The organism is Lentibacter algarum, assembly GCF_040580765.1.
Lineage (GTDB): Bacteria > Pseudomonadota > Alphaproteobacteria > Rhodobacterales > Rhodobacteraceae > Lentibacter > Lentibacter algarum.
The window spans coordinates 1,310,389-1,334,629 of record NZ_CP158687.1 but is presented as its reverse complement, the minus strand read 5'-3'; the positions used below and the strand labels follow the sequence as shown (position 1 = coordinate 1,334,629).

At 50.0% G+C, this 24,241-nt stretch carries 28 protein-coding genes; 5 read left to right on the top strand and 23 right to left on the bottom strand.

Annotated elements, in window-relative coordinates; all coding sequences use genetic code 11:
• Nucleotides 1-61: 61 nt before the first annotated feature.
• Nucleotides 62-1,045: a WYL domain-containing protein gene (locus tag DSM117340_RS06485; RefSeq protein WP_354690000.1), complete on the bottom strand. Its 984-nt coding sequence runs from the start codon at nucleotides 1,043-1,045 to the stop codon at nucleotides 62-64.
• Between the two features lie 118 nt (nucleotides 1,046-1,163).
• Between DSM117340_RS06485 and DSM117340_RS06480 the strand changes: the two genes are divergently transcribed.
• The 4 genes from DSM117340_RS06480 (at nucleotide 1,164) to DSM117340_RS06465 (ending at nucleotide 3,092) form a co-directional block, all read left to right on the top strand.
• Nucleotides 1,164-1,670 carry a hypothetical protein gene (locus DSM117340_RS06480; protein ID WP_354689999.1) on the top strand — a complete coding sequence of 169 codons (507 nt, stop codon included), beginning with the start codon at nucleotides 1,164-1,166 and terminating at the stop codon, nucleotides 1,668-1,670.
• A gap of 227 nt (nucleotides 1,671-1,897) precedes the next feature.
• Nucleotides 1,898-2,236: a hypothetical protein gene (locus DSM117340_RS06475; protein ID WP_271551498.1), complete on the top strand. Its 339-nt coding sequence runs from the start codon at nucleotides 1,898-1,900 to the stop codon at nucleotides 2,234-2,236.
• A 77-nt stretch (nucleotides 2,237-2,313) separates the two neighbouring features.
• Entirely contained in the window at nucleotides 2,314-2,580 is a 267-nt protein-coding gene (locus DSM117340_RS06470) for a hypothetical protein (RefSeq protein WP_354689998.1), read from the top strand.
• A gap of 143 nt (nucleotides 2,581-2,723) precedes the next feature.
• A complete protein-coding gene (locus tag DSM117340_RS06465) occupies nucleotides 2,724-3,092 on the top strand; it encodes a hypothetical protein (protein WP_354689997.1) in 369 nt (122 codons plus the stop codon).
• A 194-nt stretch (nucleotides 3,093-3,286) separates the two neighbouring features.
• Here DSM117340_RS06465 and DSM117340_RS06460 read toward each other — a convergent pair whose 3' ends face one another.
• Nucleotides 3,287-4,879: a flagellin gene (locus tag DSM117340_RS06460; protein WP_354689996.1), complete on the bottom strand. Its 1,593-nt coding sequence runs from the start codon at nucleotides 4,877-4,879 to the stop codon at nucleotides 3,287-3,289.
• Between the two features lie 370 nt (nucleotides 4,880-5,249).
• Here DSM117340_RS06460 and rpoN point away from each other — a divergent pair, with 370 nt between their 5' ends.
• Nucleotides 5,250-6,722, top strand: a complete 1,473-nt coding sequence (gene rpoN / locus DSM117340_RS06455) for an RNA polymerase factor sigma-54 (RefSeq protein ID WP_062214758.1) — start codon at nucleotides 5,250-5,252, stop codon at nucleotides 6,720-6,722.
• Here rpoN and DSM117340_RS06450 read toward each other — a convergent pair.
• The 21 genes from DSM117340_RS06450 to DSM117340_RS06350 all read right to left on the bottom strand — a co-directional run bounded on the left by DSM117340_RS06450 (nucleotide 6,719) and on the right by DSM117340_RS06350 (nucleotide 24,108).
• Nucleotides 6,719-7,072: a hypothetical protein gene (locus tag DSM117340_RS06450; protein ID WP_354689995.1), complete on the bottom strand. Its 354-nt coding sequence runs from the start codon at nucleotides 7,070-7,072 to the stop codon at nucleotides 6,719-6,721. The two genes, rpoN and DSM117340_RS06450, sit on opposite strands and share 4 nt — an antisense overlap.
• Nucleotides 7,073-7,426, bottom strand: coding sequence for a hypothetical protein (locus DSM117340_RS06445; protein WP_354689994.1), 354 nt, complete (start codon nucleotides 7,424-7,426; stop codon nucleotides 7,073-7,075).
• 93 nt (nucleotides 7,427-7,519) lie between these two features.
• Nucleotides 7,520-8,317, bottom strand: coding sequence for a hypothetical protein (locus tag DSM117340_RS06440; RefSeq protein ID WP_354689993.1), 798 nt, complete (start codon nucleotides 8,315-8,317; stop codon nucleotides 7,520-7,522).
• A gap of 27 nt (nucleotides 8,318-8,344) precedes the next feature.
• Nucleotides 8,345-9,142, bottom strand: coding sequence for a hypothetical protein (locus DSM117340_RS06435; RefSeq protein ID WP_354689992.1), 798 nt, complete (start codon nucleotides 9,140-9,142; stop codon nucleotides 8,345-8,347).
• 214 nt (nucleotides 9,143-9,356) lie between these two features.
• Nucleotides 9,357-9,575: a hypothetical protein gene (locus DSM117340_RS06430; RefSeq protein WP_354689991.1), complete on the bottom strand. Its 219-nt coding sequence runs from the start codon at nucleotides 9,573-9,575 to the stop codon at nucleotides 9,357-9,359.
• Nucleotides 9,576-9,577: 2 nt separating this feature from the next.
• The gene (locus DSM117340_RS06425) at nucleotides 9,578-10,738 is read right to left on the bottom strand and encodes an EscU/YscU/HrcU family type III secretion system export apparatus switch protein (RefSeq protein ID WP_354689990.1); all 1,161 of its coding nucleotides are present in this window, start codon (nucleotides 10,736-10,738) and stop codon (nucleotides 9,578-9,580) included.
• On the bottom strand, nucleotides 10,731-11,510 hold the full coding sequence (gene fliR / locus DSM117340_RS06420; RefSeq protein WP_354690033.1) for a flagellar biosynthetic protein FliR: 780 nt from the start codon (nucleotides 11,508-11,510) through the stop codon (nucleotides 10,731-10,733). Before fliR ends, DSM117340_RS06425 begins: the two co-directional genes overlap by 8 nt.
• 38 nt (nucleotides 11,511-11,548) lie before the next feature.
• Nucleotides 11,549-11,818 (bottom strand): flagellar biosynthesis protein FliQ, encoded by a 270-nt coding sequence (gene fliQ / locus DSM117340_RS06415; RefSeq protein ID WP_354689989.1) that lies wholly within the window; start codon nucleotides 11,816-11,818, stop codon nucleotides 11,549-11,551.
• A 6-nt stretch (nucleotides 11,819-11,824) separates the two neighbouring features.
• Complete coding sequence (gene fliP / locus DSM117340_RS06410) at nucleotides 11,825-12,583, bottom strand: flagellar type III secretion system pore protein FliP (RefSeq protein WP_354689988.1); 759 nt, start codon at nucleotides 12,581-12,583, stop codon at nucleotides 11,825-11,827.
• Nucleotides 12,576-12,848 carry a flagellar biosynthetic protein FliO gene (locus tag DSM117340_RS06405; RefSeq protein WP_062214735.1) on the bottom strand — a complete coding sequence of 91 codons (273 nt, stop codon included), beginning with the start codon at nucleotides 12,846-12,848 and terminating at the stop codon, nucleotides 12,576-12,578. The genes fliP and DSM117340_RS06405 overlap by 8 nt, the downstream gene beginning before the upstream one ends.
• Before the next feature lie 143 nt (nucleotides 12,849-12,991).
• Entirely contained in the window at nucleotides 12,992-13,309 is a 318-nt protein-coding gene (gene fliN, locus DSM117340_RS06400; RefSeq protein ID WP_062214733.1) for a flagellar motor switch protein FliN, read from the bottom strand.
• Between the two features lie 12 nt (nucleotides 13,310-13,321).
• Nucleotides 13,322-14,314, bottom strand: coding sequence for a flagellar motor switch protein FliM (gene fliM, locus DSM117340_RS06395; RefSeq protein WP_354689987.1), 993 nt, complete (start codon nucleotides 14,312-14,314; stop codon nucleotides 13,322-13,324).
• 11 nt (nucleotides 14,315-14,325) lie between these two features.
• Nucleotides 14,326-14,919 carry a flagellar basal body-associated FliL family protein gene (locus DSM117340_RS06390; RefSeq protein ID WP_354689986.1) on the bottom strand — a complete coding sequence of 198 codons (594 nt, stop codon included), beginning with the start codon at nucleotides 14,917-14,919 and terminating at the stop codon, nucleotides 14,326-14,328.
• 18 nt (nucleotides 14,920-14,937) lie between these two features.
• Nucleotides 14,938-16,749, bottom strand: coding sequence for a flagellar hook-length control protein FliK (locus tag DSM117340_RS06385; protein ID WP_354689985.1), 1,812 nt, complete (start codon nucleotides 16,747-16,749; stop codon nucleotides 14,938-14,940).
• Between the two features lie 62 nt (nucleotides 16,750-16,811).
• Nucleotides 16,812-17,198 (bottom strand): hypothetical protein, encoded by a 387-nt coding sequence (locus DSM117340_RS06380; RefSeq protein WP_354689984.1) that lies wholly within the window; start codon nucleotides 17,196-17,198, stop codon nucleotides 16,812-16,814.
• A gap of 37 nt (nucleotides 17,199-17,235) precedes the next feature.
• Nucleotides 17,236-18,567 (bottom strand): FliI/YscN family ATPase, encoded by a 1,332-nt coding sequence (locus DSM117340_RS06375; RefSeq protein WP_354689983.1) that lies wholly within the window; start codon nucleotides 18,565-18,567, stop codon nucleotides 17,236-17,238.
• Nucleotides 18,564-19,775 (bottom strand): FliH/SctL family protein, encoded by a 1,212-nt coding sequence (locus DSM117340_RS06370; protein ID WP_354689982.1) that lies wholly within the window; start codon nucleotides 19,773-19,775, stop codon nucleotides 18,564-18,566. Before DSM117340_RS06370 ends, DSM117340_RS06375 begins: the two co-directional genes overlap by 4 nt.
• Nucleotides 19,772-20,812, bottom strand: coding sequence for a flagellar motor switch protein FliG (gene fliG / locus DSM117340_RS06365; protein WP_062214720.1), 1,041 nt, complete (start codon nucleotides 20,810-20,812; stop codon nucleotides 19,772-19,774). Before fliG ends, DSM117340_RS06370 begins: the two co-directional genes overlap by 4 nt.
• Before the next feature lie 27 nt (nucleotides 20,813-20,839).
• The gene (fliF, locus tag DSM117340_RS06360; protein WP_354689981.1) at nucleotides 20,840-22,582 is read right to left on the bottom strand and encodes a flagellar basal-body MS-ring/collar protein FliF; all 1,743 of its coding nucleotides are present in this window, start codon (nucleotides 22,580-22,582) and stop codon (nucleotides 20,840-20,842) included.
• Nucleotides 22,583-22,625: 43 nt separating this feature from the next.
• Nucleotides 22,626-22,940: a flagellar hook-basal body complex protein FliE gene (fliE, locus tag DSM117340_RS06355; protein WP_062214716.1), complete on the bottom strand. Its 315-nt coding sequence runs from the start codon at nucleotides 22,938-22,940 to the stop codon at nucleotides 22,626-22,628.
• Between the two features lie 4 nt (nucleotides 22,941-22,944).
• Nucleotides 22,945-24,108: a sigma-54 dependent transcriptional regulator gene (locus tag DSM117340_RS06350; protein ID WP_354689980.1), complete on the bottom strand. Its 1,164-nt coding sequence runs from the start codon at nucleotides 24,106-24,108 to the stop codon at nucleotides 22,945-22,947.
• Nucleotides 24,109-24,241 lie beyond the last annotated feature (133 nt).

Sequence of the window (24,241 nt, the reverse complement as noted above, 5' to 3'; positions counted from 1 at the left end):
TTTACGCTTATACGTTATTTTACATAGTAAAAGCGTTATTCTACATAGTAAGAGCGTTGTTTCACATAGTAGCAGCGTTATTTTTCATGACAGCCGCGACGTATTGTTCTAGCTCCACTTTGAGGCTTTCAGGAGACACAATGCTCACGCGTCCTGCCCAATCTGGGTGCATAAGCTCATGCAATAGTTCGCGGTGACCACAACAACTCAGCAACACGGTGACACTGCCATCCTTTTCAACGGTGTTAATTTGCGAGCTGTGCAATCGCACCTTTGAAATGCGTTCTGCAATTGACGCATCAAAGCGTAGCACAACTTTGATTTGCTCATCTCCGTGATAAACACCAAAACTGCTCGCACTCCAGTCTTTGAAGCTCCATGTTGTAGGCAATTCAGATGCTTGGCTCGAGAGTTCGATATTGCGAATTAAATCTAGCCTATAGGTCTTTGGCGTTTGCGCGTCTTCAAAGCCCACCAAGTATACAAAACGGCCAAACTGTAGCCCAGCAGGACTCACCTCCCGATATTTCTCACTGTCTGCACCGTATGAAAACGTCAGCTTTTGAAACGCGCGAATTGCATAATCAATCGTATTTCGCACATCCAACGATACATCATTAGACGGTCCAATTCTGCCAACAGTCGCATCTCGCTCAATGCTCTCTTCTAAATCAAACATACCAGACAGACTAAGCCGTGATCCCTTCGACAGCAGCTTGGCAAGGCCTGAACGCGCTGGGCTATCACTTTGCGCGCTAAGCAACCGCTCGAGATCGAGACGCTCAGCAGTTTCAAGGCTAGTGATCATTGCAGTCTTTGCACCATAAGCGTCCGTAAGAACCCAACGCTTAGTTAGGTGATGGTCGAAATCTGTTCGCTCAGCCTCCTCTACCAAATCCATATTTTGGAGAATCAGGAGCATTCTCTCAACGCTAGCGCGGCTCTTATGCAGATATTCCATCATTTGAGTGATGGTTACGCCTCGCGAATACGCACCTAAATAAGCCGTAAGTTCAGAAATATCTCTATATTTAGAATACGCCACATCATCCCCCACAAAATCTATTACCCCGAAACGTGAGGGAATAGTGCGGTAAATTTAATTCATCGGAGGCACACAGCAGCCGACACTCAAATCTAAATCGAACCGAAAGGAACTTACCATGTCTACAATCACACGCTTGAACGCAAAATTTGGCCACGCAGCAATCGTACCTGTCGAAAAGGTAGCTTATCACAAGCGCACACTCACCAGTGCGGTGAACGAAATGCTTATCCGCCTGGACGCAACAATTGCAAAGCTTGAGGGAATAACCGATCTGCGACGCACCAAAAAAGATGACTGCAAAGCCCCCATGGCTTACAAATACAAAGGAAACCTCATCATTAAAGTTGGATATGGTGAGCGAAACGCTAAAATCATTGAAGAGCTCGACTTCCGCGCCTTCACTTCACTGGCCGACGCACTCGGTTATCTGCAAGAGTTGCGCAAAATGATTATTAATGGCGAACTTGACCAGATCATCGCTGATCATATCAAAAAACTGAGCGATCAGGCTATCTATGCAATCAGCTGCAAAAGCGACAAAGCCGATGAAAACACAAACGGTGAACCAATTGTCCGTGAAACAGTGATTACGCCCGCTGCGAACCTGAAGGTTGTGAAATAAGCCTCACAAAATATAGCTCCACCTCTTAGGTCGATGAGCAAATCCTTAATGGATAATGGCCGCTACACGCGGCCTTTTCTTTTGCTCACGGGGGCGGTTGCAAGACTTGCATCTAAGCGCCAACTTCCCAGCGAAGCAGTAAGAAAACTTGAATTTTTATCTGACTTTTGCTGCAAATCTAAAATCCAAAATTGGTCAATTTGCCAACCCATTTGGTAATATTGAGCATGGCAACATATTTCATAACTTTGAGAACACAAAAACCATCTCTCCATCAACACGTGGCTCAGTATGTACGTGCTATCAAACGTGCGACGCATCCAAATTCAGTTGCTGCAAATCTTCATAAAACAAATGCACTCAATCAACACGATCCACATATACATCTCACGATTGAGACAGACGATTTAGATGCGGTCAAAGCAAGAATTAGCTTTTTCTTACCCACCTGGAAGGTGAGCTATTGCCAAGCCGCACGCAACACCACAGCCACACTAATTTATGCAGCATCCAAACTAGATGCTGAACCGATCTTCTTTCGCGGAAGCTTGGATGAGCAATGCTAACAAGTTTCAATTCAGAAGATATTAGAACCGTCCTCAGCATGGCGGTTCTCCGCATGCCCAATTAAAAGGAACAAATAATGAATTATAAAATAAGTGAACATCTTAGAATAAGAGGAATTGTCTCAGGAACCTATGCTCGAGCAATACCAGAGCATCAGAAACCTCATTGGAATAAAATCAAACACAAGCATGAAGAAGGTAAAACCTTAACTTCAGATGAGTTGAGCTTTCTTCAAAATATGAACGCTTACACTTCTAAGCGATATGCAGCGCGCCAACGAGCGCGCAACTACAGCTTCGCAAACGTAGCTGACAAATTCTACAACCCAGCAAAGCGCATATAAAATATTTGGTCAGAGCTCCATGCCAGGAGCTAAGATAAGTTATTTTAAGCTATAAATTATAAAAGGAGTTCACCCTGTCTATTTCAATCAAGGCAACCGTACGTATTGAAGGAAACGAGCAACTAGAAGCATTAATCGCAAACTTGAGAGAGCTTGAGCGTTTTGACGGAACCCGCATCTCGTTGGCTCAAAACAATTCAGACACAGGCATAGCACCGCTCAGCATGTTTGTCGCTGCAGAACCACTACCTGACATTGTACGCAGTGTGCTATCAGCCGCAGACGCCGCTGCGTCTGCTCATTACACGGCAACACCCCGTGGACAGCCATGGCCCGAACGTGTCGCAGCGGGAACCGCTGCACTGCAATCACGCACACGCTCAATCGCTCATACCGCTCTGCGCAACGGAGCACCGCGTGTCATCACCAACCGCAATCAGTTTTGGCAGCATCACGGCGCAGCACTTGCAGCACGCTTTTTACTGCCCCGCCGCCCGTCTCAAAAATTGTAACAAATACTCAACGGTTTTGCTGCACAACGTAGTAAAGCGCAGATCTAGCATCTCACTAAGACGCGCTAGCATCTCCCACTTTGTAGCTAGCATCTCCACATTTATTGTTAGCATCTAACGTTTTTTATCTAAGATATGCGTGAATCAAAAAGGCCCCCGCAAAGCGAGGGCCTTTTCTAGTTTAAGCGTGGCTCTTAGCCCTGCAGCAGGCTTAGTACACCTTGCTTAGAAGCATTCGCCTGCGCCAGCATCGCTGTTGCCGCTTGGCTCATGATCTGAGACTTAGTGAGATCGCCAGTCACCTTAGCAAAGTCAGCGTCTTCGATACGAGACTGTGAAGCCGTGATATTCACTTGGATAGTCCCGAGGTTGGACATTGTGTGATCGAGACGGTTTGAAACCGCGCCAAGATCAGACCGTGCATTAGATATACGTGCCAATGCTCCATCAATAATGTTAATCGCGTTTGCAGCACCTGTTGTGGTGGAAATGTTCACCGTTCCTACAGACGATAGAGTAGACGAGGTGGTGACTGTACCATCTGCGGCAGGAGTTGCACCAAAAAATTCACCGTCAGCTGTAAGGGTATCTAGGGTTCCAACGACGGTGGAGCCTGTCTGGGTTATGGCGTCGGTCTCGGCATCATTGTGTGTTGTTGCAAGGGTATAGGATTCATCAGAGGTCATTGTGACCTGACCGGTTACTGTGTATGCAGCCGCCTCAAGATAAGTATTTTGAGCAATCCCAGTATCCTGCAGCATAACTACCAAATCCTCACCACCATCATTATCAGTGGCGGTGTTACCATCTTTGTCTAACGCGGTCATAAGCATATACGCAGTGCTTGTCGTTGAAAAAGAACCAATGCTGATATCGTCTCCATCAATGTCCGTCAACTCGAGAGCCGAGTTCTGTCCACCACTCAAAGCTGCAGACACGCCAGTTTCGCCTGCAATAGCGTTAATAGCGTCTCGTAAATCCCGGAGATCGCTTGCACTCGCAATCGCTACAGCCCCTGTGGTTGTGCCATTAACTGTAAAGGATACTGTATCTGCCGCGCTGAAACCTGAAAGCTTGACCTTTGTAATTGCCGTTGCACTTACGCCTGTTTCAGAAGTGACTGCGTTAACCGCCGCTGCGAAACCTTTCGCAGATTTGTCTGTCCCGCTAACGTCAATTGTAGATGTTCCAAAGGCTCCGGTAATTACAACATCACCAGCGGCGTCCATGCCGTTTGAGGTGCCGCTTGCAATGTTTACAACCGAGTTAACCTGATGCGCGCCGATGTTGGCTGTGTTTACGGTGCCAACGGACATGGAGATGGTTTGATTAGCTTCTGCGCCAATCTGGAATTGCTTGGAAGCAAAGGTACCGTCCAGCAAAGCCATGCCGTTCCATGTGGTCTGGGACGAAATACGGTTGATTTCTGCTTGTAGCTGGGTCACTTCAGATTGCATTGACACGCGATCTGACGCCACGTTGGTATCGTTCGAAGCCTGAATCGAAAGCTCACGCATGCGCTGCAAAATATTTGTAATTTCTTGATGAGCACCGTCTGTCGTGTCCACCAGCGATTGTGCATCTGCGGCATTCTTAATGGCCATTCCGATGCCTTTTACCTGGCTATCCATGCGTGTCGAAATCGCCAAGCCAGCCGCATCGTCGGATGCCGAGTTGATGCGTTTTCCAGAGGAAAGCTGCTCCATAGCGGCCTCCATCTCTTTATTAACTTTGTTCAAGTTAAATTGCGCGTTGATGGACGCGGTGTTGGTATTAATAACAGTCATATCTCTAGACTCCCTTAGGTTTATGCCAAGAGCAGCATGAACGCTACGGCCTTAAATTACCTTGGCGACACTTGCAGTCTGGCTCCTGAATAGAAAAACGACCGAATTTCAAAATGTTTAGAAAAATTTAAAATAAGTTGGTTTGGGCGCATAGACATAGCTACCTAACGCACGCTGTGGCCAAATATTACGGGAGGTAGTGTGCTTAGGGACACAGGCCCGTTTTTTGACATACGATATAGCGCGCCCAAAACGCATATTTTGTTAGGGTTTTGTTAACATCCGTCAATTTTCCAACTTTCCGGGGCGTCAAATTCAATACTTTTGAGGTCAAAATGCCTGCGCTACTGTAGTGGCTGGAGGGCTTGATATGAAATTCACGGCATCACAGACAGTCAGTCAGAAACAGTCGATCGTCATCACTGCGCAATTGCAGCAAGCAATAAAGTTGTTGCAGATGAACAATTTTGAACTTGGTCAGTTTTTGGAAGAACAGTCCGTCGACAACCCGTTTTTGGATGTTGAAAGCGCAACCCTACATGAAAGCGCCTCAACGAAAGAATATGACACACCTGTTGCAGCATCGGTGACGCCCACCGACATTAAAGTTGGCGAAGCCGCCGAAGACACGCCGCTCAACAACGAGGCGCTCGAAAACACATTTGAATCCAGCCTGCTCGATTTGGGCAATAAAACCAGCAGCGGCATGGCGCATCAAGATTGGGATATGATTGCTTCCACGGTTGAAGAGCGGAAACCTTCTTTATACGCGTATGTGTGCGGCGAAATTGACCAGCTGCTCGCCGAGCCAAAAGAACGGATGATCGGTTATGCGTTAGCCGAAGCCATAGAGCCCTCAGGTTGGTTAGGGCAACCCGTTGAGGAGATTGCCCTGATGTTGCGCGTTTCTGAAGCGTTGGTATGCCAAGTGCTTATAAAGTTGCAGACACTTGAGCCCGCAGGATTGTTCGCGCGCTCATTGAGTGAATGTCTCTTGCTGCAAGCACGTGAACAAGACAACGACACAACAGATTTTGAACGCCTTCTTGCCCATTTGCCCATGCTGGCCAAAGGCGACATGAAAGCCTTAAAGAAAGCGTCTGGTCTTTCTTTGGAGAGGTTGCGTACATTGATTAGCCTGCTCCGCAGCTTTAATCCAAAACCAGGAAGCGTCTTTGAGGGGGCCGCTGAACCCATACGCGCGCCAGACCTGATTGTTCAAGCGAGCGCTGACGGTTGGAAAGTAGACTTAAACCGCAGCACAATGCCAAGCATTCACATCAATCGGGCCCTTGCTAAAGCAGCTCTGAAATCCCTGCGAAGCGACGATGATAAAAAATTCACCACGGAGCGGGTCGCCGACGCCAATTGGTTGCGGCGCGCCATTGAGCAACGCAATTCAACAACACTGGCCATTGGCGCAGAGATTGTCCGCCGCCAACAAGCCTTTCTAGAGCAAGGCATAGGTGCCTTACGCCCATTGGTTTTGCGCGATGTGGCAGAGGCAATCGATGTGCACGAGAGCACCGTAAGCCGTGTGACATCAGGCTTGATGATGGCGACACCACAGGGCACATTTCGCTTGAAAGCTTTGTTTAGCGTTGGGCTGCAAGGCAATGGCGACGATGGCGCTGAAGCAGCTTCGGCGATAAAGTACAAAATTAAGAAATTGATAGAAACCGAACCGCCCTCAGCCCCTTATAGCGACGATAAAATCGTAGACTTCATGGCGAAAGAAGGCGTCAAGCTTGCCCGGCGTACTGTGGCCAAATACCGCGATATGCAAAACATCCCGTCGTCTTTCCAACGTCGCCGCGCAGCTTCAGTGGCAGGGCTCGCCTAACTCGCAAACAACTCATCCAACAATACGCGATGCGCCTGCGGGATTTTCTTCAAGGCGTCTTGAAGCGTTTGGAAACTGAAAGCAACAACTTCAACCTTTCCATGCGCCACGCCGATACCTTGCCACTTTCCGTTGATCAATGCGTCATGGATGCCAACGATTTGCTGTGGCCCAACCCAGCGCCTTAGCTTTGAGCCGTCATTTGAAAACACAAGCAACGTACCTTTTGAGACCAAAAAAATTGACGTTACCGGCATTCCCTTAATAAACAGCACTTCAGAATGGATCAGCTCCATAACTTCACCGTGGCTGAGCAAATTCCGCACAGGTGTGGTGGATGCTTCTCCCATTTATCCGACCCCTCGCAGGGCAAGATCCTCGGCAGCAAAACATCTCGCAATCGTCCATGTGAGCGGGTTGTCGATACACAGGCGCTCGCGGATCAGTGTACGAGGAATATGCACAATATCACATTCGGTTTGCGCTTTAATCGGAGTTACAAAGTGAGATGCCGCCAGAAACTCTTTAAAGTTGAGCACGTGTCCCTCCTGATACACAACACCGTCTGCGCCACGCGCCGTACCTTTTTTCAAGAGAAAGACCCTGTCTGTCTCACAGCCTGCCTCTAACAACATGGCTCGCGCTTGAACGCGATGGCGTGGCAAAGCGGCCAGTGACAGGCTATTGATAAAACTGGAGTGCATTTATATCCCCTTGCTAGGGTCAACGTCCCCGCAACGGATTACTTTAGGCCTGCGTTTCGTAATTTTTCGAAAAGCGTTTCAAATGGACAAACGTTAGCCTTGCGACTTGGCCTCAGCCTCTCGCAATTCCTTACGTTGAAGCCGGTTTAATTTCGGCTGCTCTGCCGTTTTGTCGAACGCAAATTTAATTTCAGGGTCAATTTCGCGACACGTTTCCCTCACTTCATTCTCGCTTTGCCCCGCCAATACGAACCAATAAAATTTGTTTTCAAACAAATGATACGAGCGAAGCAAATTAAGCTGTGCGCGCTTCACATAAAGGCAGGTCATGCCATAGGCCAAAAAGAACAACAAAATATGCGTCAAAAATGTGATTGCATATACAATCGCTATAGCAATCATTGGATAATACAAGCGGTGATTGAGCATCCACAAGACAGGAGCAATCCCAGCCAAACTGTCTGAACGTGTTTCATGCATTGCAGCGTTTCTGTGCAAGTCTTTAAACACTTCGAAGTTCTGATAATTCTCAATAGGGCCAAACTTGAGGCTCTGAAAACCGTCCACAACCTGAATTGCCTCCTCAGGCGTCGCAAAATCAAACTTCGCTTTGAGCGGCTGCTCAAAACAGACGCTGAAGAATAAACCGTCGCGCCAAAACGTAATCAGCCAAGCGATGTCAGGCTCTGTTGGGTCAAAATCTTCAAAAGCACTCTTGAGCGTTTCGCCATCTCCCAAGAATAGATCGCCGTCTATAGCGACCAAGATATCCCCTTCGCGCATACGATGAGCAACCGCCAACCGCCCCATCCCACTTTTCTGAAGTTTCAGAAATTGGGGGGGCTGTGCGGCGCTCGCTGGCGCTTCATCAGCGAAATCTTCAAGTGCCATGTTACATCCTCGGCGCTTTGACCAGGTTTATGGGAAGGTGATGGGCGCGTCTGATGTGCGCTTTGGTTTGGCTGTCGCAGCCGGCGTTGGGCGCTTACGCGATTTGGGCGGCGGGCTGTTGGCGGCTGTGATTTTCGCAGAAATCTCTCTTTGCAGCATAAGGACCGTCTCCAGCTTTGCTGTCAGTTCTTTATTTGGGGCGGCATCAGCACCTGAGGGGTTATCTTGTGCCGCAAGACTGGCAGAAAGCGCACTTTGTGCCGCCTCAAGCGAGGCCAGCGCTTGAGAAATAGTATCGGTCTGTTGCGCCAAATCGGTATCAAATTTTTCAAGCATCGCTGTGCTAAATTGCGACACCACTGCTGTTGTGGTCTCTGAGAGCTCAGCCAAGCCTTCTGCTGTTATTGCTTGAGCTTCCGCCTGACTTTCCTCAATGCGGCTTACAGCGATATTGGTGGCTTCCACTGTCTCAGACATTTTGGATTGTTTGGTGAGTGCTTCATCAAGTAATGTGGTTGCCAATGCAAGTTTATCGACATTTTCCGCGAATATGACCAATGCCTCAAGCGACGTGTTGTTGCTGGTTTCCATGGTTTCCATGGTGCGATAATACATCATCGAAGCAGCAAGCACGGCGATAAGGCTGGCGGCGGCCGAGCTGGCAAAAACAATTGTGGCGTTCTTATATAGTTTTTTCACCTCGCCCTCCACGGCAGAATAATCCTGTTTGATACGCGCGAACTCATCAGTGACATTCGTTGCTGCATCGGCTGCGTCCAACGCGATCTTGATGCCCTCCTCGACAGCTTTCGTTTGGGTCGTCATCCCCGCCTCCTGACAGTTTTCTCTGATGCACGCCGTGATGGCGTAAATTTCTCATTGAATTGAGCACATTTCGTGCCAGTTGCTGTAAAAACTTCCAAACTGGGCGATCTCTGCGACTTAAAACCAAATTTTTTACATCCATGAGGTCTCTGCACATCAAATGTAACAAAGTAATACGTGCACCGACCACAAGCGATATGAGACCCCCCTGAACTCATTTGAATTTCCGCTGGATTGCAGCGGCCATATCAGCAATAATAAACCGCATTCCCCCGAGCAGGCACATGATAGAGGCACCAAACAAGCCATAGATCTGCCAACTGGGGGCAACGCTCATCAATGCAAGCGCCTCAAGTGCAATCCAGGCTGACATCCCAAAAAAACAAATTGTCGAGATCATTTCGCCCATGCTGCGCGTTCGTTTGCTGCTCATGTTTATGTCTCCCCACCCAGAGATTTACCGTTTTTATCAAATTGCAGTTCATTCGGAATATCGACCCAAGGCTCCTCAGGCGTCTCGCCTCGATCAAGGCGGAACACATAAGCCAAGACCGCCGCAACCGCGGTGTAGACACCATCGGTGATCTCTTGCCCAATATCGCCAGTGAAATATAGCGCACGTGCCAACAGCGGGCTGCGGAAGATTGTGACGTCGTGCTCGTTTGCTTTCTCGATGATACGCTCCGCCATTTTCCCACGACCCATTGCCAAAATGATTGGTGCGCGCGTTTCACCCGGGACATATTTCAGCGCTACAGCAAAATGTGTCGGGTTTGTAATAATGGCAGTGGCTTCAGCCACATTTTCAACTGCAGCACCCTGCTCTGATGCACGCCGGCTTGCTTCCATCTGTAAGCGACGGATGCGCGATTTGACTTCGGGCGAGCCCTCGGTTTGCTTGTGCTCGTCTTTCATATCTTGCCGGCTCATGCGCAGCTTTTGCATATGTGTGTACATGGCATAGGCCAAATCAAGGGCCGCAATGGCACCCAGGACAATAATAGATGCGGCCAGCGCCAGCATCGTGCCCCAGAACACCTCATGTAAAGCTGCCGTCAAGCCTGTGCTGGTGAGGCGCAATACTGTCGGCAGGAGCACCCAGATAACACCCGCAAAGGCAGCGCCAAGAAAGACAACCTTGGCGACAGCCTTGGCCAGTTCAACCAACCCTTTGACCGAAAACATACGCTTGAGTCCGCTCAAAGGATTGATGCGATTGCCTTTAAAGGCCATGGCTTTGGCTGTAAAATTAATGCCGCCCCCGATCGCCCCTTGTGTTGCCAATACAGCAACAAGCATGGGCAGACCAATAATTGCCGACACAACAATAAATATCCAAAGCGCATGGCCAAGGTTCGTCAAAATCTGGCTGTCCATTTTATCGAGGCCGCCAAACCGGAAAAATGTCATCCAATGACCAATCTGAGACGGAATATAGATCGACAAGGCGTAGATCATAGCGATCCCCATCGCCATGGTGGCAAAAACAAACATCTCTTTGGATGACAACACTTCGCCATCTTCCGCCGCTTTTTCTAAGCGCCGCTGAGTTGGGTCCTCTGTCTTTTCTTGGCTCTCATCACCACCTTCAGCCATTGGACATACTTTCGATAAGGGTTCTCAAAACGGCCATTGTCGACTCAATCAGATCTGAAAAAGACCAAGCTAAAGGCGTAACAGATAAAACAAGGAGCACAAATACGCTCAGGATTGTGATTGGGAAGCCGAATGAAAACAAATTAAGCTGCGGCGCTGATTTTGTAATGATGCCAATGGCCAAGTTGATTATAAACAACACCGCTACAATGGGCAGCATGACGCTTGCGGCAAAAGCAAACATCAACCCAGCGGCATCTATCCCTGTTTGAAACATCGCCCCATAAAGCAGCGGAGCACCAATGGGCACCAATGTGTAGCTTTCAATCATCAACGCCAGCACCAGCATATGGCCGTTGAGCGCAAAAAAAATGACCAACGAAAACAGGGTGAGAATCTGACTGATCACTGGCGTTTGCCCGCCCCCATTCGGATCAACTTGCATAGCAAAAGACAAGCCAGAAGATGCCGCAATTTTTTCACCCGCCAAGCCGACGGAGGCAAAAATAATTGTCATGCAGAGTCCAACGCAGAGCCCAATGGCCAATTCTTGTAATACCAAAGGCACCACAAAGAACGACGTCAAAACAGTGACATCAGGCGCCTCGATCTGGCTCATGATAAACAATCCAAGCCCAATTGAGAAAACAATTCTGATTTGCAAAGGCACCATACGCGAGCCAAAAAACGGCGCCGATATCAGAAAAGCACCAATGCGGAGATTGACCAAGAACACTTGCAGAAAAACATCAAACAAGGCCTGCAAAGGCATGCCAGGCAAACCCGCCAAAGATATGGAATTGATCGGTATCATCTCCCGACAGCCACGATTTCTTCAAAAATAAAAGTAAAGTAATCTGTCAATTGCGTCATCATGAACCCTGACAAAAGTGCCATGGTGAGCAGCACCAAGATGAGCTTTGGCACGAAACTCAATGTCATTTCATTGATCGAAGTCGCGGCCTGCAAAACACCGATAACCAAACCGATCGCCAGCGCCACGCCCAAAATGGGGCCTGCGGCGAGAATGATTTGCCAGAAGGCAAGTCGGAGGTATTCAATGTTATTATCAAAATCCATGGGACCTCACTGTGTTGCAAAAGTGGCCGCCAGCGAACCGACTGTCATGGCCCAGCCATCAACCAGAACAAACAAGAGCAGCTTAAAGGGCAACGACACCAACATCGGTGACAGCATCATCATCCCCAATGACATTAGGATTGAGGCAATCACCATATCGATAACCAAGAACGGAAGGAAAAGAAGAAACCCGATTTGAAAGGCCGTCTTCAGCTCAGATGTAATGAACGCCGGCAAGATGGTCGAAAACGGGATGTCAGCATTGCTCTCATAAGCTTCAGCGCCCGCCATATCGGAAAACATCAAAAGCGTGTCACTACGGGTGTTCAAAACCATGAAATCTTTCATGATGGTTGAAGCGCGGGCAATGGCTTGATCGGCGGGAAGTGTCTCTGACATGAACGGCGACAAAGCGTTGTCATATATTAGTGTCAGGGTTGGCTGCATGATGAACAGCGACAAGAACAAGGCGATTGCGATGAGCACCTGATTTGGCGGCGTCTGTTGTGTGCCCAAAGCTTGCCGTAAAATCGACAGCACAATAATTATGCGGGTGAATGACGACATACCTAACACGAGCGACGGCAAAAGCGTTAATGCAGTCATCAAGGCCAAGATCTGTAGCGACAGCGAGTATGTCATCTCGCCCTCACCCGATTGTGTGGTGTTTAAAGCTGGAAGCCCTGAAATGTCGAAGCCCTGACCCGAAGTAGCAGTTGCCAGCGCGATAAGGCTGATGAAACTGAGTGCGGAAAGTCTAAACATAAGTCACCTCAGTGCTGTTTGGCGCGAGTGGCAGAAGTGTCAACGGGCCATGGCGCGGCACACCAACCAAAAAGTCTGAGCCGTCAACCCGCACCAACAATAGGCCCTCCTTGGGCCCAACACTCAAGTTTTGGAGGACCTCCATACGTTTTGCTGAGGATGGCAGGCCACCCGCCCTGCGCAGACGCTTCAGCAGCAACTGGGCCGCCAATAGAATGGCCAAGAAGACCACCACTGTAACGATTTGAAATGGCTGAATATCCACTGTCTTTGCCTTACTTCTGTCTCACAAGAAAGAAGCAGGAAACGTGCCACCTCAAAGGTGGCACGTTAATTAATTGGTAATTATCTGATATAGCGTCTTATTTTTGAATACCCTTCACTGCCAAAAAAATGACAGCCCAAAGGTTAAATACTTTCTACGCGCTTTTCTGGCTCAACAATTTCGCCAAAACGAATGCCAAAACGTTCGCCAACCATCACAACCTCGCCCTTAGCTATCATTGTCCCGTTGATAAGAATATCCAACGGATCACCCGCCAGCCGATCAAGCTCCAAAATCGAGCCTTCGCTCAATCGCAACAGATCTCGGATGGTGATTTCAGAGCGGCCAACCTCTACTGTCATTTGCACGTCAATGTTTTCAAGAACCCGCAGGTTCTCGCTTCCATCACGCTCGGGCTTTGCAATGCTGGCCTCTTCAGTAACTTGGTTTTCATCTGACATCAGACTGCCTTTCTAAACATTGTCTTTGTTTGCGTTAATACGTTCGCGCAAGTGAAGCGCGGCTTGCGGGCCAACTTGGCCCAATTCAGCATTGAAAATATCCTTACCCTCAACAAGAACTTTTACACCATCGGCAAGCTGAATTGGGAAGGTATCACCGCTTTGCAAGCGCAAAAGATTGCGCATTGAAACCTTTGGCTTGGCCAATTCTGCTGTGACCATCAGCGGAATATTCAAAATTGCGCGTTCCAGCTTTTGACGCCATGACATATCATCATCGACAAATTCAGATTGAACCCGTGATCGCAGTAAAGAGGCGATCGGTTTCAGTGTTTGAAGCGGATAGACCATATCGAAAGTTGCCGGCTCATTTCCGGGAAGCTGCACCAAAAAGGTGCAGACAATGACAGTTTCGCTGTTGTCGACAAATGAGGCGAACTGCATATTTTCTTCATGGCCCTGCACCGAAAAAGATACTGGCGTAAGGTCGCGCCATGCCATTTGCATAGAACTCATCAACCCCTCTGTCACAATCTCAATGACGCGCTGCTCGGTTGCCGTGAATTCTCCAGTGGGGCGGCGCAACGAGCGCACAGCCGTGCCGCCATAGTATGAATTCGTCAGAAGCGAGATAAATGCAGGCGCCACAACCAAAAGGCTACTTCCGCGAAGCTCTTCCATACGGCTTGTGGTAAGGCTCATAAAGCTTTCCGCACCACTGGTATATTCGTCAAAGGTTTTCACCTCTGGTGGGAAAGACGAAATCCGCGGTTGAATGCGCAGCATAGGCAGAAACACGCTGCGTGCAAAGCGGCAGAACCGCTCGTTTATCATGCGCAGCGCGTAATAATCCCCCAAGAGCGATAGGTCATCGGAGCCGAACGAAAACGGGCGCACATCCACATGGCCATCATCACCGCCCATTGAAGCCGATGAGCTTTCATCGCCCAAGCCGTCAATCAGAGCGTTGACTTCATCCGAGGTAAGTTTCTTGGAAGGTACCATCTGCGTGCCCCTTATTGCAACACGAAAGAAGTGAAGTGAACGTTTTCAATGCCACCAAACCCCTCAAGAATCTCTAATTTAGTATTGATGGCCTCCGCCATTTTCACCGCCAACATATCACGTCCTGCCTTGCCCTGGATCTCTTCTTCAGTGAACTCACTGATCGTGCCAAGAACTTCAGACCTTAAAGCCAATTGGTGCGTTTGAACGTGTTCAATCACAGTTTCATCATATTGCGTTGAAACCCCAACCCCAAGCTGTAAGAACTTGCGTGAATTGCGCAGGTTGGTTGTAAAATTGCCCTCAAATTCAAAATAGGTTGTGATGAAAGTATCCACCTCAGGCGCTTCTTTTTTGTTGAGAGCAGGCTCTTCTTCGCCCTCTTCGGCTACCTCTTCGTCCTCTTCGGGCAGCTGACCACTTTCTTTCAACTTACGTTCAATAATTTGCTCGATTTCATCACTCGGCGTGAGAGACGAGCCCCCAAAAAGAAAAAAGCCCGCGCCAAGACCAATGCCAACAAGCACGACCCCCGCAAAAACAAAGCCAATTATCTTGACTAAGCCGCCCTTCTTCTTTGGTTCATCTGTTTCTTGATCTGCCATGTAACTGCTCCTGAAATTTTATGCGATGACATTTACTGCGCCGTTATGGCTTTTTGTGTCCACAGGCATCATGGGCTCTGAGGCTGACGCATTGCGCGCGCCTTTGTTTTTGTTGGCAAGCTCGGCTGAATTTTGCTTTTGCTTTTGATTTTGTCCATGCCCTGTGCCCGCGTGTTGTTGGCCTGCCGACATGGATGCCGCAAAGGATGTGAGCCTAAAGCCAGCATTGTCCAGCATCTGAGCCAGACGGTCTTCAGCCCCAATCAACACCCGAGATGCCAACGTTGTTTCAGTTACAATCCGGACTTGAGTGTCTCCGCCGCGAAACTCAAGGCTGACCTGTAAGTCGCCGAGGTTTTTGGGGCGCAACGAAATATCGTAGCGGGCAACACCTTCATTTTGCATCTTTTCAATTTGAGATACGAGTTTTTGCCCCCATTGAGAATCACGCATATTAAGCGCCATAGTCGCACGTAGCACGCTTGCCTGAGCATTTGGATGTGGCGGCTCCTGAGCGGGTTTGGCGGCGCTGTGTTCTAAGGAGGCCATTTCTAACTTTGCCGACAAGGGCTGAACCAACCCACCAAAACCTTTTGCCTCATCCGACTTTGACCCCGAAACCTCAGGCTTTGCAGAGCCATCTGGATTAAATTTTAGAACAAAGGTTTCCGGGCTCGGCTGAACCTCAACGGTGGCTGAAAAGGCTTCAGACACAGGAAGTTGATTTAACTTGCCAACTTCAGGCAAAATCACTGGCCCAAGTGGCGCACTCGGGCGTGTTGCCAGACCTGCCCCAGAAGAAATCTCTTCACTGGGCGCTTCCTGAGGCTTGGGAGGGACAAATGGCTCAAGAGCCAGCAGCCTTGCTTGACTCTGCCCCTTCTCCTCAGCGTCAGGGGAAATAACTCTTTTCACAAGCGCCTTACTCACCAAAACATCATGCTCACTCGGCCTCTCGGCGTCGCCTAAGTTCACGGGGTCCACTACATTCAGTTTGGCGTCGCTTTTCTGGTGTATTTCAGACACCCGCAAAGTCTCAACACCGGTCAACTCAGAAACACCAACTGCTGGTAAGGCGACATGACCATCGGACAACAGTTGAGATCCCAGATGCGTGATCGCTTGCGGTGTGTCTGGAAAGCTGGGGTTGGAAAATGGCGGGATTGCAGCTTTCGAGACTGCCAGCCTGGGTGTATCACCCTCACTGTTCATGCTCGGCATCTGCAAGCCTTCTCGGGCTCTGCCTCTAAATCGCTGAACTGCGGCATCCGTTTCAGCGCCCGCAGCGCCAACTTCTATCTGGACTTGCTCCGCGTCAGGTGCTCCTAAGTGTGCAATCGCAAGAGCCGACTGCCCCCCCGCTTGCATAATCTCGCTTTCAGCCGTGGCAAGCACAATCATGCTGGGCAGTGCCGCGATAGGATCGTTTTGCAGCTGGGGCTGAGTTGGCTCATCCGCCACACCTTGCACACCATCTGACACTGGCAGAACTTGCAGGCCCGCTTCAACTAAGCTTGGTTCAGTTGCGGGAATGCTAGGGCTATCCTCTCCAGATGGTCCCTCCTCAACGGTCAACTTTACCTGCGCGCCAATGTCAAATGAACCCATCTCCTCTGGCAGCCCGCCTGGTGCAATCGCTCTTTGCGACGCTTCAGGCAAAGCTGCCTCGATCTCTTCGGGCAGGGCTTGATTGCCTTGAAGCATATGATCAAAACTCTGCGGTACCTCAGACATCTCGTCTGGAACAAGAGCAATCATATCGCCCAATGCTGTACGACCACCGTTATCGGCGGGTCGGTTAAGCTTGGTATAGGGGCTAATGCCGTTCATGAATGCGCCTCAAAAAGAGAAAGATCTACCCAAGGGGGGTAGCAATAACAATGCCAACTTCCTCATAACTTTCGCTCTATTTTCTGTGCAGGACGCAGTCTATCGGCAAGGTCGAGAGCATCTTGTGCTAATAAGCGCCGCTCCTGCGCGGCCCGTTCCTCTAACATTTTTTCTTTTTGCTTTGATTGAGCCAGCTGCATTTGTGCCGTCTCAATTTCTCTTCCCAAAAACTCGAGCCTGTTTTGCGCAAACTCGCGCTGCTCGGCCATTTCACGCCCGTAAAAAGCTTGCGAGCGCAAAGCAGAAACCGTTTGCGTGCCGCGATCTTGGCTATTTTCCACAATCAGCTCAGCGAGTTTTGCATCAAGGTCAGAAAGCCGCGTCTGGTCTCCAACAAGCCCGCCCAAAGCATCTGCTTTCTGACGCAAACGCATCGTCTCGCGCTTCATCATCAGTTCATATAAACGAGATGTACGTGACATCTGCTCACTCTCCCATCAAAGAAATGAGATCCTGTTGGCAGTCTTGAAATGTCGCTGGCTCATTAGCCGCTTGTTTGATGTAGGCGGTGATATTGGGCCAAAGTGCGATTGCAAGATCAAGCTCAGGATCTTGCCCAGCAGCATAGCCCCCCATCAACATCAAGTCGCGGTTTTCCATGTAAACCGAGACCAGACGTTTGAATTTAACGGCTGCTTTTTGATGCGGGTCTGGGATAATATCATTCATCACGCGGCTGACCGAAGCCGTCAGGTCAACGGCAGGGTAGATCCCCAGTTGGCTATGCTTGCGGGACAAAACGATATGCCCATCCAAAATCGCCCGAGCCGTATCAACAACAGGGTCGTTGGTCGTGTCGTCTCCATCAGCCAAAACGGTGTAAATCGAGGTTATAGCGCCCTCGCCTTCGCCCCCCGTGCCCGTGCGCTCAATTAAGTTCGGGATCATAGACACAACAGAAGGCGGATATCCTTTTGCTGTGGGCTGCTCTCCTAAGGCCAACCCGACCTCGCGCTTCGCATGAGCGACACGGGTGAGAGAGTCCATTATCAACAACACATTCTTACCCTGGGCTCTAAAATATTCCGCAATCGCAGTGGCGCGATTGGCACCACGGATACGCAGCAAAGCGGCTCTGTCAGCAGGCACAGCCACAACACAAATTTTGTGACGCGCCTGCCCACCCATCGAGCGCTCGACAAAATCGCCGACTTCGCGCCCACGCTCTCCGATCAGCCCAACAACAATCACATCCGCATCCGAAAACCGGGTCATCATCGACAACAACACCGATTTCCCAACACCTGAGCCCGCGACAATCCCCACACGTTGCCCACGGCCAATGCTCAGCAAAGCATTCACAGACCGCACGCCAACATCCATCGGTTCCGCTATTGCACGGCGTTGTAAAGGATTGATGGGCTTTCCGTGCAAAGGCCAACTGTCCTCAAGCTCGATGGAGCCACCCTCGTCCAGTGGTTCTCCCTGTGCATCAATCACCCTGCCCAGCAATGCAGGTCCGACGGCAATTTGACGCCCATTGTTTGCCACCGTGACCAAGGCACCCACTTCAATATCGGCGTTTTGATCATACAAAAAAGCAAGGTTTCGCCCGTCACGGAAGCCGATAACCTCCGCTTGTATTGGAAACCCGTCAGGGAGATGCACATGACAGATCGACCCAACCGACACAGGAAACCCGTCACACTCAATGATCTGGCCATCAAAACGGGTGACCAAGCCTGACGCGATTAGCGGCAAAGGCTGCCCCAAGGACGCGATACTCTGGACAACAGTTTGAAGGGCGTTAATCGTCATTTTTCAGGCTCATCAGCTATGATATCGTCTAAACTTTCCTCAATGAGTTCATCATTGATGGCTTGATCGGCTCCATCGGCTGGCTGTTTCTCGTCTACAGCCTCCAACGACACCTCGGGCGTATGCGTCTCTGGTTCATCAACAACATCATCTGCCAATGTCAAAGGAACATAGTGTACAAAAGTCGGGGCCTGCTCGACCCGCGGCATGACATCCGTCAGCCTGATACCCTCAAGCGCCAGATCAATATCTCCACGGGCCAAACTTTCATCTGCAACCAAACGTAGAGACAGCAGCTTTCTGGATTGCTCAAGACAGGGCTTTAAGACAAGCAAATCACTCGGATGAACCTTGAGGATGGGCGCCGACGTTGAGGTTTGAATGCGTTCAGCCAAGGTCTCGATCCTCGCCCCAAAAGCCTTTGGCATTTGATCAATTTGCATCCCCGCACGAGACGATGCGAGACTTATCACACTGGCGGATATGCTGTCTCTCAAAGCAAGGCTGGCATCATGCCCTTGCTCCTGAAACGCCTCTACAGTTTGCTCCAAAAGTCCCAGCGCATGGGACATCATTGCTTCAACCTCATCACGTGCTTGACGCTGCCCTTCAAGGACACCTGCCTCAAAAGCCTCCGTTATTTGGCTGTCTGCCGCCTGCTCACTCACACTTTCCGAAGCGACCATGCTAGGGCTGGTCGGCTCAGGATCAGGTGCACCCAGCTCAGTCTCAGGGGCGAGACTATCAGGTTGCAGTGTTGTCGGCTCGGTTGCGACTTCGATAGGGCTATCATCCTGCTTTCCAGCGTCGGCGCCAGACAAAGGCTGCGGTTCTGTTTGATCTGAAACTTTAGCCGCCGCTTGATCAGTTGCCGATGGTGTCTCCTCTTTCGCGGCAGGCCCAGGTGTTGCAGGCTCCGGCGGTTGCTCTGGAGCCGCTTTCTCGGCAGCGTCTTCGGCCTCTTTCTGCGCCCGCTCGCGCGCGGCATCCTGCAAAGCAATCCGTTCAGACGCCTCACGTGCCAAATCAAGCAAACTTTTTGATTTAAACGGTGCATCTGGTTTGCGTGGAGCGGCCTCGTCACGTTGATAAACCTCGGTGTCAATCGTGTTGATAAACCGAGTGATTTCAGACTGCTTTAGAGGCGCACCCGCTGCCACATCTGAGGCGCGGATCAGTCCTTCATGTGGCACAAAGTCTTGGGTCATACCATTTCGTCTCCACCACGGCCCGCAAGCACGATTGTACCGTCGTCAGACATTTTCCGCGCCACAGCAATAATCTGTTTTTGTGCTTCTTGCACATCAGTGAGACGGACAGGGCCAAGGGCTTCCATTTCGTCTTTAATGTTGGACGCTGCCCGTGTGGACATACAGCCAAACAGTTTGTCGCGAAGAACCTCGTCGGCACCCTTGAGAGCCAAGACGAGAATTTCGGTATCAATGGAGCGCAGCAGCGTCTGAAGCGAACGGTCGTCAGACATAACCAAATTATCAAAGACAAACATATTGTCTTGGATCGCTTGCATAAGGTCTTTGCTGTCTTTCTTGATGTCCTTCATAATCCGCTGTTCCATCGCGGTTTTTGTGAAGTTCATGATTTTCGCCGCCGCTTTTACGCCGCCAATTTGCGAAGCGCGCAGCGTTGTATTAGCTTGGAACTTTTGCTGCATGACGCGCTCAAGCTCGCGCACAGCATCAGGCTGCACTGTCTCAAGGGTTGCAATCCGACGCACCACCTCTGGCTGCAAGTCAGGTGGCAACAGCCCCAACACATCTGCTGCCAAGCCGTAATCCAGATATGATACAATCAAAGCAACGATTTGAGGATGCTCATCAATGATGAGTTCGGCAATCGCTCGAGCATCCATCCAATCCAATATTTCAATCGGCCGCTCTGACGACGCTGGGGTAATCCGGCTCAAAACCGATTGTGCCTTATCGCCCCCCAAGGCTTTTGTCAGAACATTGCGGATGTAATTTCCAGCGCCCAAGCCCAGACTTGTCTGTTGTTTGATGATTGCCAAAAATTCGTCCAACACAGCATTGACTGTGTCTTGATCAACGCCTTGCACCGAATACATTGCCCCGCCCAAATGCTGGACTTCACGCGGAGACAGGTTCTTCAAGATTTCAGCGGCTTCATCTTCTCCGAGCAGCATCATCAGAATGGCTGATTTCTGCGTGCCCGTGAGCGTATCAAACAAGCTTTCTTCATCAGTCGGTGTTGCAAGTGCATCTGACATTTTAATTTCCTCTGGCAGCAGCAGGCCTTAGCCTACCACATCCATTTCTTTCTTCATCATTTGCTTAAAGACATTTGACACACGCCCGGCTTCATCAGACACAATCATCCGAATGATCGCCACCTTATCGTCATAGGTGTTGGCCGTATCCAACATCTCCATTGAGATGTTGGCTTTCTTCGGCTTCAGCTTGGCCTTAATGTCTTCCAAGGTTTCGCCCGCATTAACTTCGACAGATTCCATTGCTTCGGCATCTTCATCAGAAAGTCCCCCACGAGCAACCATTTCGCCACCAGCAGGCACCAAGAGACGGTTGAGAAGCGGGCGGATAACCCCCAACGACACCACAGCCAACATCAGGATCATTCCGATTTGTTTGGCAAGGCTTTCCACCCAATCAGCCTCATGCCAATCCACCTGAATGCCTTCAAGCTCTTCAATGAAAGGTTGTGATTTGACGATAAGTGTATCACCGCGGGAGACTTGCAAGCCAATCGCGCTGGAGACAAGATTCTCGATGTCTGCCAATACTTCTCGATCAATGGGTTGCATTACCATTTCGCCCGTTTCGGGGTCTTTCACGCGCTGATCACGGACCAACAAGGCCGCATTGATTTGCACAATCGTGTTTGAGGGTTGTTGCGTGGTTTGCACCTTGCGGCTCACTTCATAGTTGCGCACTTCGCTTGAGGATTGGCTTTGCACATCCCCAGAGCCCATCGTGCCCGTGGATTGCGTGCCATCCGTCACCAGTTCGGCTTCTGTGGGCGCAGTGTTCGATATTGCACCAGGGATGCCGACAGCGGGACTTTTTGACGTGATGTCTTTTGTGCTTTGCTCACTGCGCAAGGCATTTCCGTTGGGGTCAACACTCTCCTCTGTCACCTCACGGCGCGTGAAATCAAAATCAATATTCACGCGTGCTGTCGCATTCCCTGGCCCAACGATTGGTGTGACCAAGCTTTCAATCCGCGAACGGTAGATGTTTTCCAGACGCATACGGTATTGCAGCTGATTATCTGTCAAAATAGAGGAGGGATCATCAGGTGCCTTGGACAAAAGACGGCCACTTTGGTCCACTACCGTGACATTGTCTTTCGCCATGTTTGGCACAGAAGCGGCAACCAAATTGATAATCGCGGTCACCTGGCTTTCGTCCATGGCACGCCCCCGGTCCAGTTGCAAAAAGACCGAAGCTGTCGGCGGCAGTTGCTCACGCACAAACACCGAACGTTCGGGTAAAGCCAAATGCACGCGGGCCGAGCGCACTGCTGAGATCTCGTTGATAGAACGCGCCAGTTCAACTTCTTGCGCTTGTTTCAAGCGCATGGTCTCAACAGACCGCGACGTGCCCATTGGGATGTCGCCCAATGTATCATATCCATCGGGCACAGACTGCGGCAGACCTTGCGCAGCCAACTGAATACGTGAGCTGTGATAGTCCGCCGCAGGCACCATGACGTCGCCGGTTGTCGGATCAAGCGTCACATCCACGCCAGCGTTTTTCAGAGTTTCAAAAACACGCGCCTTTTCTGCCTCAGGCAAGGATGCGTAAAGCGTCGTGCGATCAGGCTTTTGCATCAAAGCAAAAACAACCAAACACACACCGATTGCCAAGACGGAAATGATCATTGGAAAAGCACGCTGAAAACTTGGTTGTTGCGTCACGTTCTTGATGGTGTCTAGAACGTTGCCCGAAGATGGCACCAAGCCGTTTGCATTACTTGATAAAGCGCTGCTGGTGTCGAGAGACTGTGTTTTCGTTGCCATGTTCGAGGCCGTCCTTGTCTTGAATGCTCAGAGTGATCTGCGATCAAACCGGCATATTCATGATGTCTTTGTAAGCGCTCAAAGCTTTATTGCGCAGATTAAGGGTCAGCTGGAAACCAAGCGAGGATACTTGCTGACTAACCATGACCTTGGCCAAATCTTGCTCGCGCCCAAGTTCAAAATCACGCGCCATTTTGGACGCATCGCCCTGTGCATTCGCGACGTCATTTAAACCATTCGCAAGCCGTTCCGAAAAACTTGGTCCTTGCGTTGGTTGGCCTAAACCCTCTTGTGCTTTCTTCAAGCTTTGCAGATGGCTTTGATCCACCTGATATTTGAGGCCTCCAATCTGTGTCATCGCGTTATCCTCCGTAGGCGCTCAGGCGGCTGACCGTGGGTTGAGAGGATTGCGGCGTTGGAACATTCTGAAGCACCGGGACCGTATCAATCACAATATCTTCAGCATCAACCACGCCACCATTTTGCAAAACCAAGGCCCGCTGCATGACATTTTCAAGCTCGCGCACGTTGCCTGGCCAGTCATGGCTGCAAAGCACATCACAGGCATCAGCAGACAGCCAAGGAAGCCCTTCCAAAGACATCGAGTGTTTGCGCAACAAGGCCACAGCCACAGGCAGAATATCCTCTGGTCTGCTGCTCAAAGATTGAGTTGCCATCGGAAAGACATTGAGACGATAGAACAAATCTTCTCGGAAGCGGTTGGCAGCAACCTCGGCACGCATATCGCGATTGGTGGTCGCCAGCACGCGCACATTTACATCAATTTCGCCCTGAGCCCCCAGTGGAGTTACTTTGCGCTCTTGCAGAACCCTCAACAACTTTGATTGCAGGCCAAGCGGCATTTCTGAAATTTCATCCAACAACAAAGTACCCTTATCAGCCGCCCGAAAAATGCCCTTGTTGGCAACAGAAGCGCCTGTAAAGGCCCCTTTCTCGTGGCCGAACAATACGGCTTCAAGCATATTTTCTGGAATTGCAGCGCAATTTATGGCCACAAAAGGCTCTTTGGCGCGATCCGATCTGTCATGAATAAAGCGTGCCAGAACCTCTTTGCCAGTGCCCGTCGGCCCATTGATGAAAACAGTGACATCTGACTTAGCAACACGATTTGCAAGAACCAACAAATCACTTGTCGCAGGGTCAGCGGCAATCATTTTGGCGAGATCAGCACAAATTATGTCTGCGGCAACGGTAAGGGCCAGCCCATCTGACTGTGGCAGGTTCACACGCTGCACTTTTCCGCCAAGATCACTCGTGATGGAAAACTGGTCAGCGCTATCATCTACGATAACGACCAGGCGCGGCTTCAACCCACGTGCAACCGCCAAAAGGGCCTGCATATTGCCAAGCGCAGCTTCATGAGCCGCCGAGAACACCAATGTTGCGCCTGCATCTGGTTCAACCGTTTCGCCCAATATCCCCACATCCAGCATTCGGCGTGCAATAAGCTCGCGCAGCGCCTGCGCTTGTGAGAAATGTGCAGCTTCTATCAAAATCGAGTTCATTGCGGCTCTCCAGGTTACGGAGTTTAAAAGGCAATAACCAAGCCAACCCCACAAACCGGCGAGGCACAAAATCGAAAAATCAATACTTTCTTAATTTAACAACTTGATAATATTGATTAAATTTTTGTTAATA

Bases quoted from the DNA above. Each gene is read 5' to 3' on its own strand.
- DSM117340_RS06480 (WP_354689999.1), top strand. From the start codon at position 1,164: ATGTCTACAATCACACGCTTGAACGCAAAATTTGGCCACGCAGCAATC.
- DSM117340_RS06475 (WP_271551498.1), top strand. From the start codon at position 1,898: ATGGCAACATATTTCATAACTTTGAGAACACAAAAACCATCTCTCCAT.
- DSM117340_RS06470 (WP_354689998.1), top strand. From the start codon at position 2,314: ATGAATTATAAAATAAGTGAACATCTTAGAATAAGAGGAATTGTCTCA.
- DSM117340_RS06460 (WP_354689996.1), bottom strand. From the start codon at position 4,879: ATGACTGTTATTAATACCAACACCGCGTCCATCAACGCGCAATTTAAC.
- rpoN (WP_062214758.1), top strand. From the start codon at position 5,250: ATGAAATTCACGGCATCACAGACAGTCAGTCAGAAACAGTCGATCGTC.
- DSM117340_RS06450 (WP_354689995.1), bottom strand. From the start codon at position 7,072: ATGGGAGAAGCATCCACCACACCTGTGCGGAATTTGCTCAGCCACGGT.
- DSM117340_RS06445 (WP_354689994.1), bottom strand. From the start codon at position 7,426: ATGCACTCCAGTTTTATCAATAGCCTGTCACTGGCCGCTTTGCCACGC.
- DSM117340_RS06440 (WP_354689993.1), bottom strand. From the start codon at position 8,317: ATGGCACTTGAAGATTTCGCTGATGAAGCGCCAGCGAGCGCCGCACAG.
- DSM117340_RS06435 (WP_354689992.1), bottom strand. From the start codon at position 9,142: ATGACGACCCAAACGAAAGCTGTCGAGGAGGGCATCAAGATCGCGTTG.
- DSM117340_RS06430 (WP_354689991.1), bottom strand. From the start codon at position 9,575: ATGAGCAGCAAACGAACGCGCAGCATGGGCGAAATGATCTCGACAATT.
- DSM117340_RS06425 (WP_354689990.1), bottom strand. From the start codon at position 10,738: ATGGCTGAAGGTGGTGATGAGAGCCAAGAAAAGACAGAGGACCCAACT.
- fliR (WP_354690033.1), bottom strand. From the start codon at position 11,510: ATGCCTTTGCAGGCCTTGTTTGATGTTTTTCTGCAAGTGTTCTTGGTC.
- fliQ (WP_354689989.1), bottom strand. From the start codon at position 11,818: ATGGATTTTGATAATAACATTGAATACCTCCGACTTGCCTTCTGGCAA.
- fliP (WP_354689988.1), bottom strand. From the start codon at position 12,583: ATGTTTAGACTTTCCGCACTCAGTTTCATCAGCCTTATCGCGCTGGCA.
- fliN (WP_062214733.1), bottom strand. From the start codon at position 13,309: ATGTCAGATGAAAACCAAGTTACTGAAGAGGCCAGCATTGCAAAGCCC.
- fliM (WP_354689987.1), bottom strand. From the start codon at position 14,314: ATGGTACCTTCCAAGAAACTTACCTCGGATGAAGTCAACGCTCTGATT.
- DSM117340_RS06390 (WP_354689986.1), bottom strand. From the start codon at position 14,919: ATGGCAGATCAAGAAACAGATGAACCAAAGAAGAAGGGCGGCTTAGTC.
- DSM117340_RS06385 (WP_354689985.1), bottom strand. From the start codon at position 16,749: ATGAACGGCATTAGCCCCTATACCAAGCTTAACCGACCCGCCGATAAC.
- DSM117340_RS06380 (WP_354689984.1), bottom strand. From the start codon at position 17,198: ATGAAGCGCGAGACGATGCGTTTGCGTCAGAAAGCAGATGCTTTGGGC.
- DSM117340_RS06375 (WP_354689983.1), bottom strand. From the start codon at position 18,567: ATGACGATTAACGCCCTTCAAACTGTTGTCCAGAGTATCGCGTCCTTG.
- DSM117340_RS06370 (WP_354689982.1), bottom strand. From the start codon at position 19,775: ATGACCCAAGACTTTGTGCCACATGAAGGACTGATCCGCGCCTCAGAT.
- fliG (WP_062214720.1), bottom strand. From the start codon at position 20,812: ATGTCAGATGCACTTGCAACACCGACTGATGAAGAAAGCTTGTTTGAT.
- fliF (WP_354689981.1), bottom strand. From the start codon at position 22,582: ATGGCAACGAAAACACAGTCTCTCGACACCAGCAGCGCTTTATCAAGT.
- fliE (WP_062214716.1), bottom strand. From the start codon at position 22,940: ATGACACAGATTGGAGGCCTCAAATATCAGGTGGATCAAAGCCATCTG.
- DSM117340_RS06350 (WP_354689980.1), bottom strand. From the start codon at position 24,108: ATGAACTCGATTTTGATAGAAGCTGCACATTTCTCACAAGCGCAGGCG.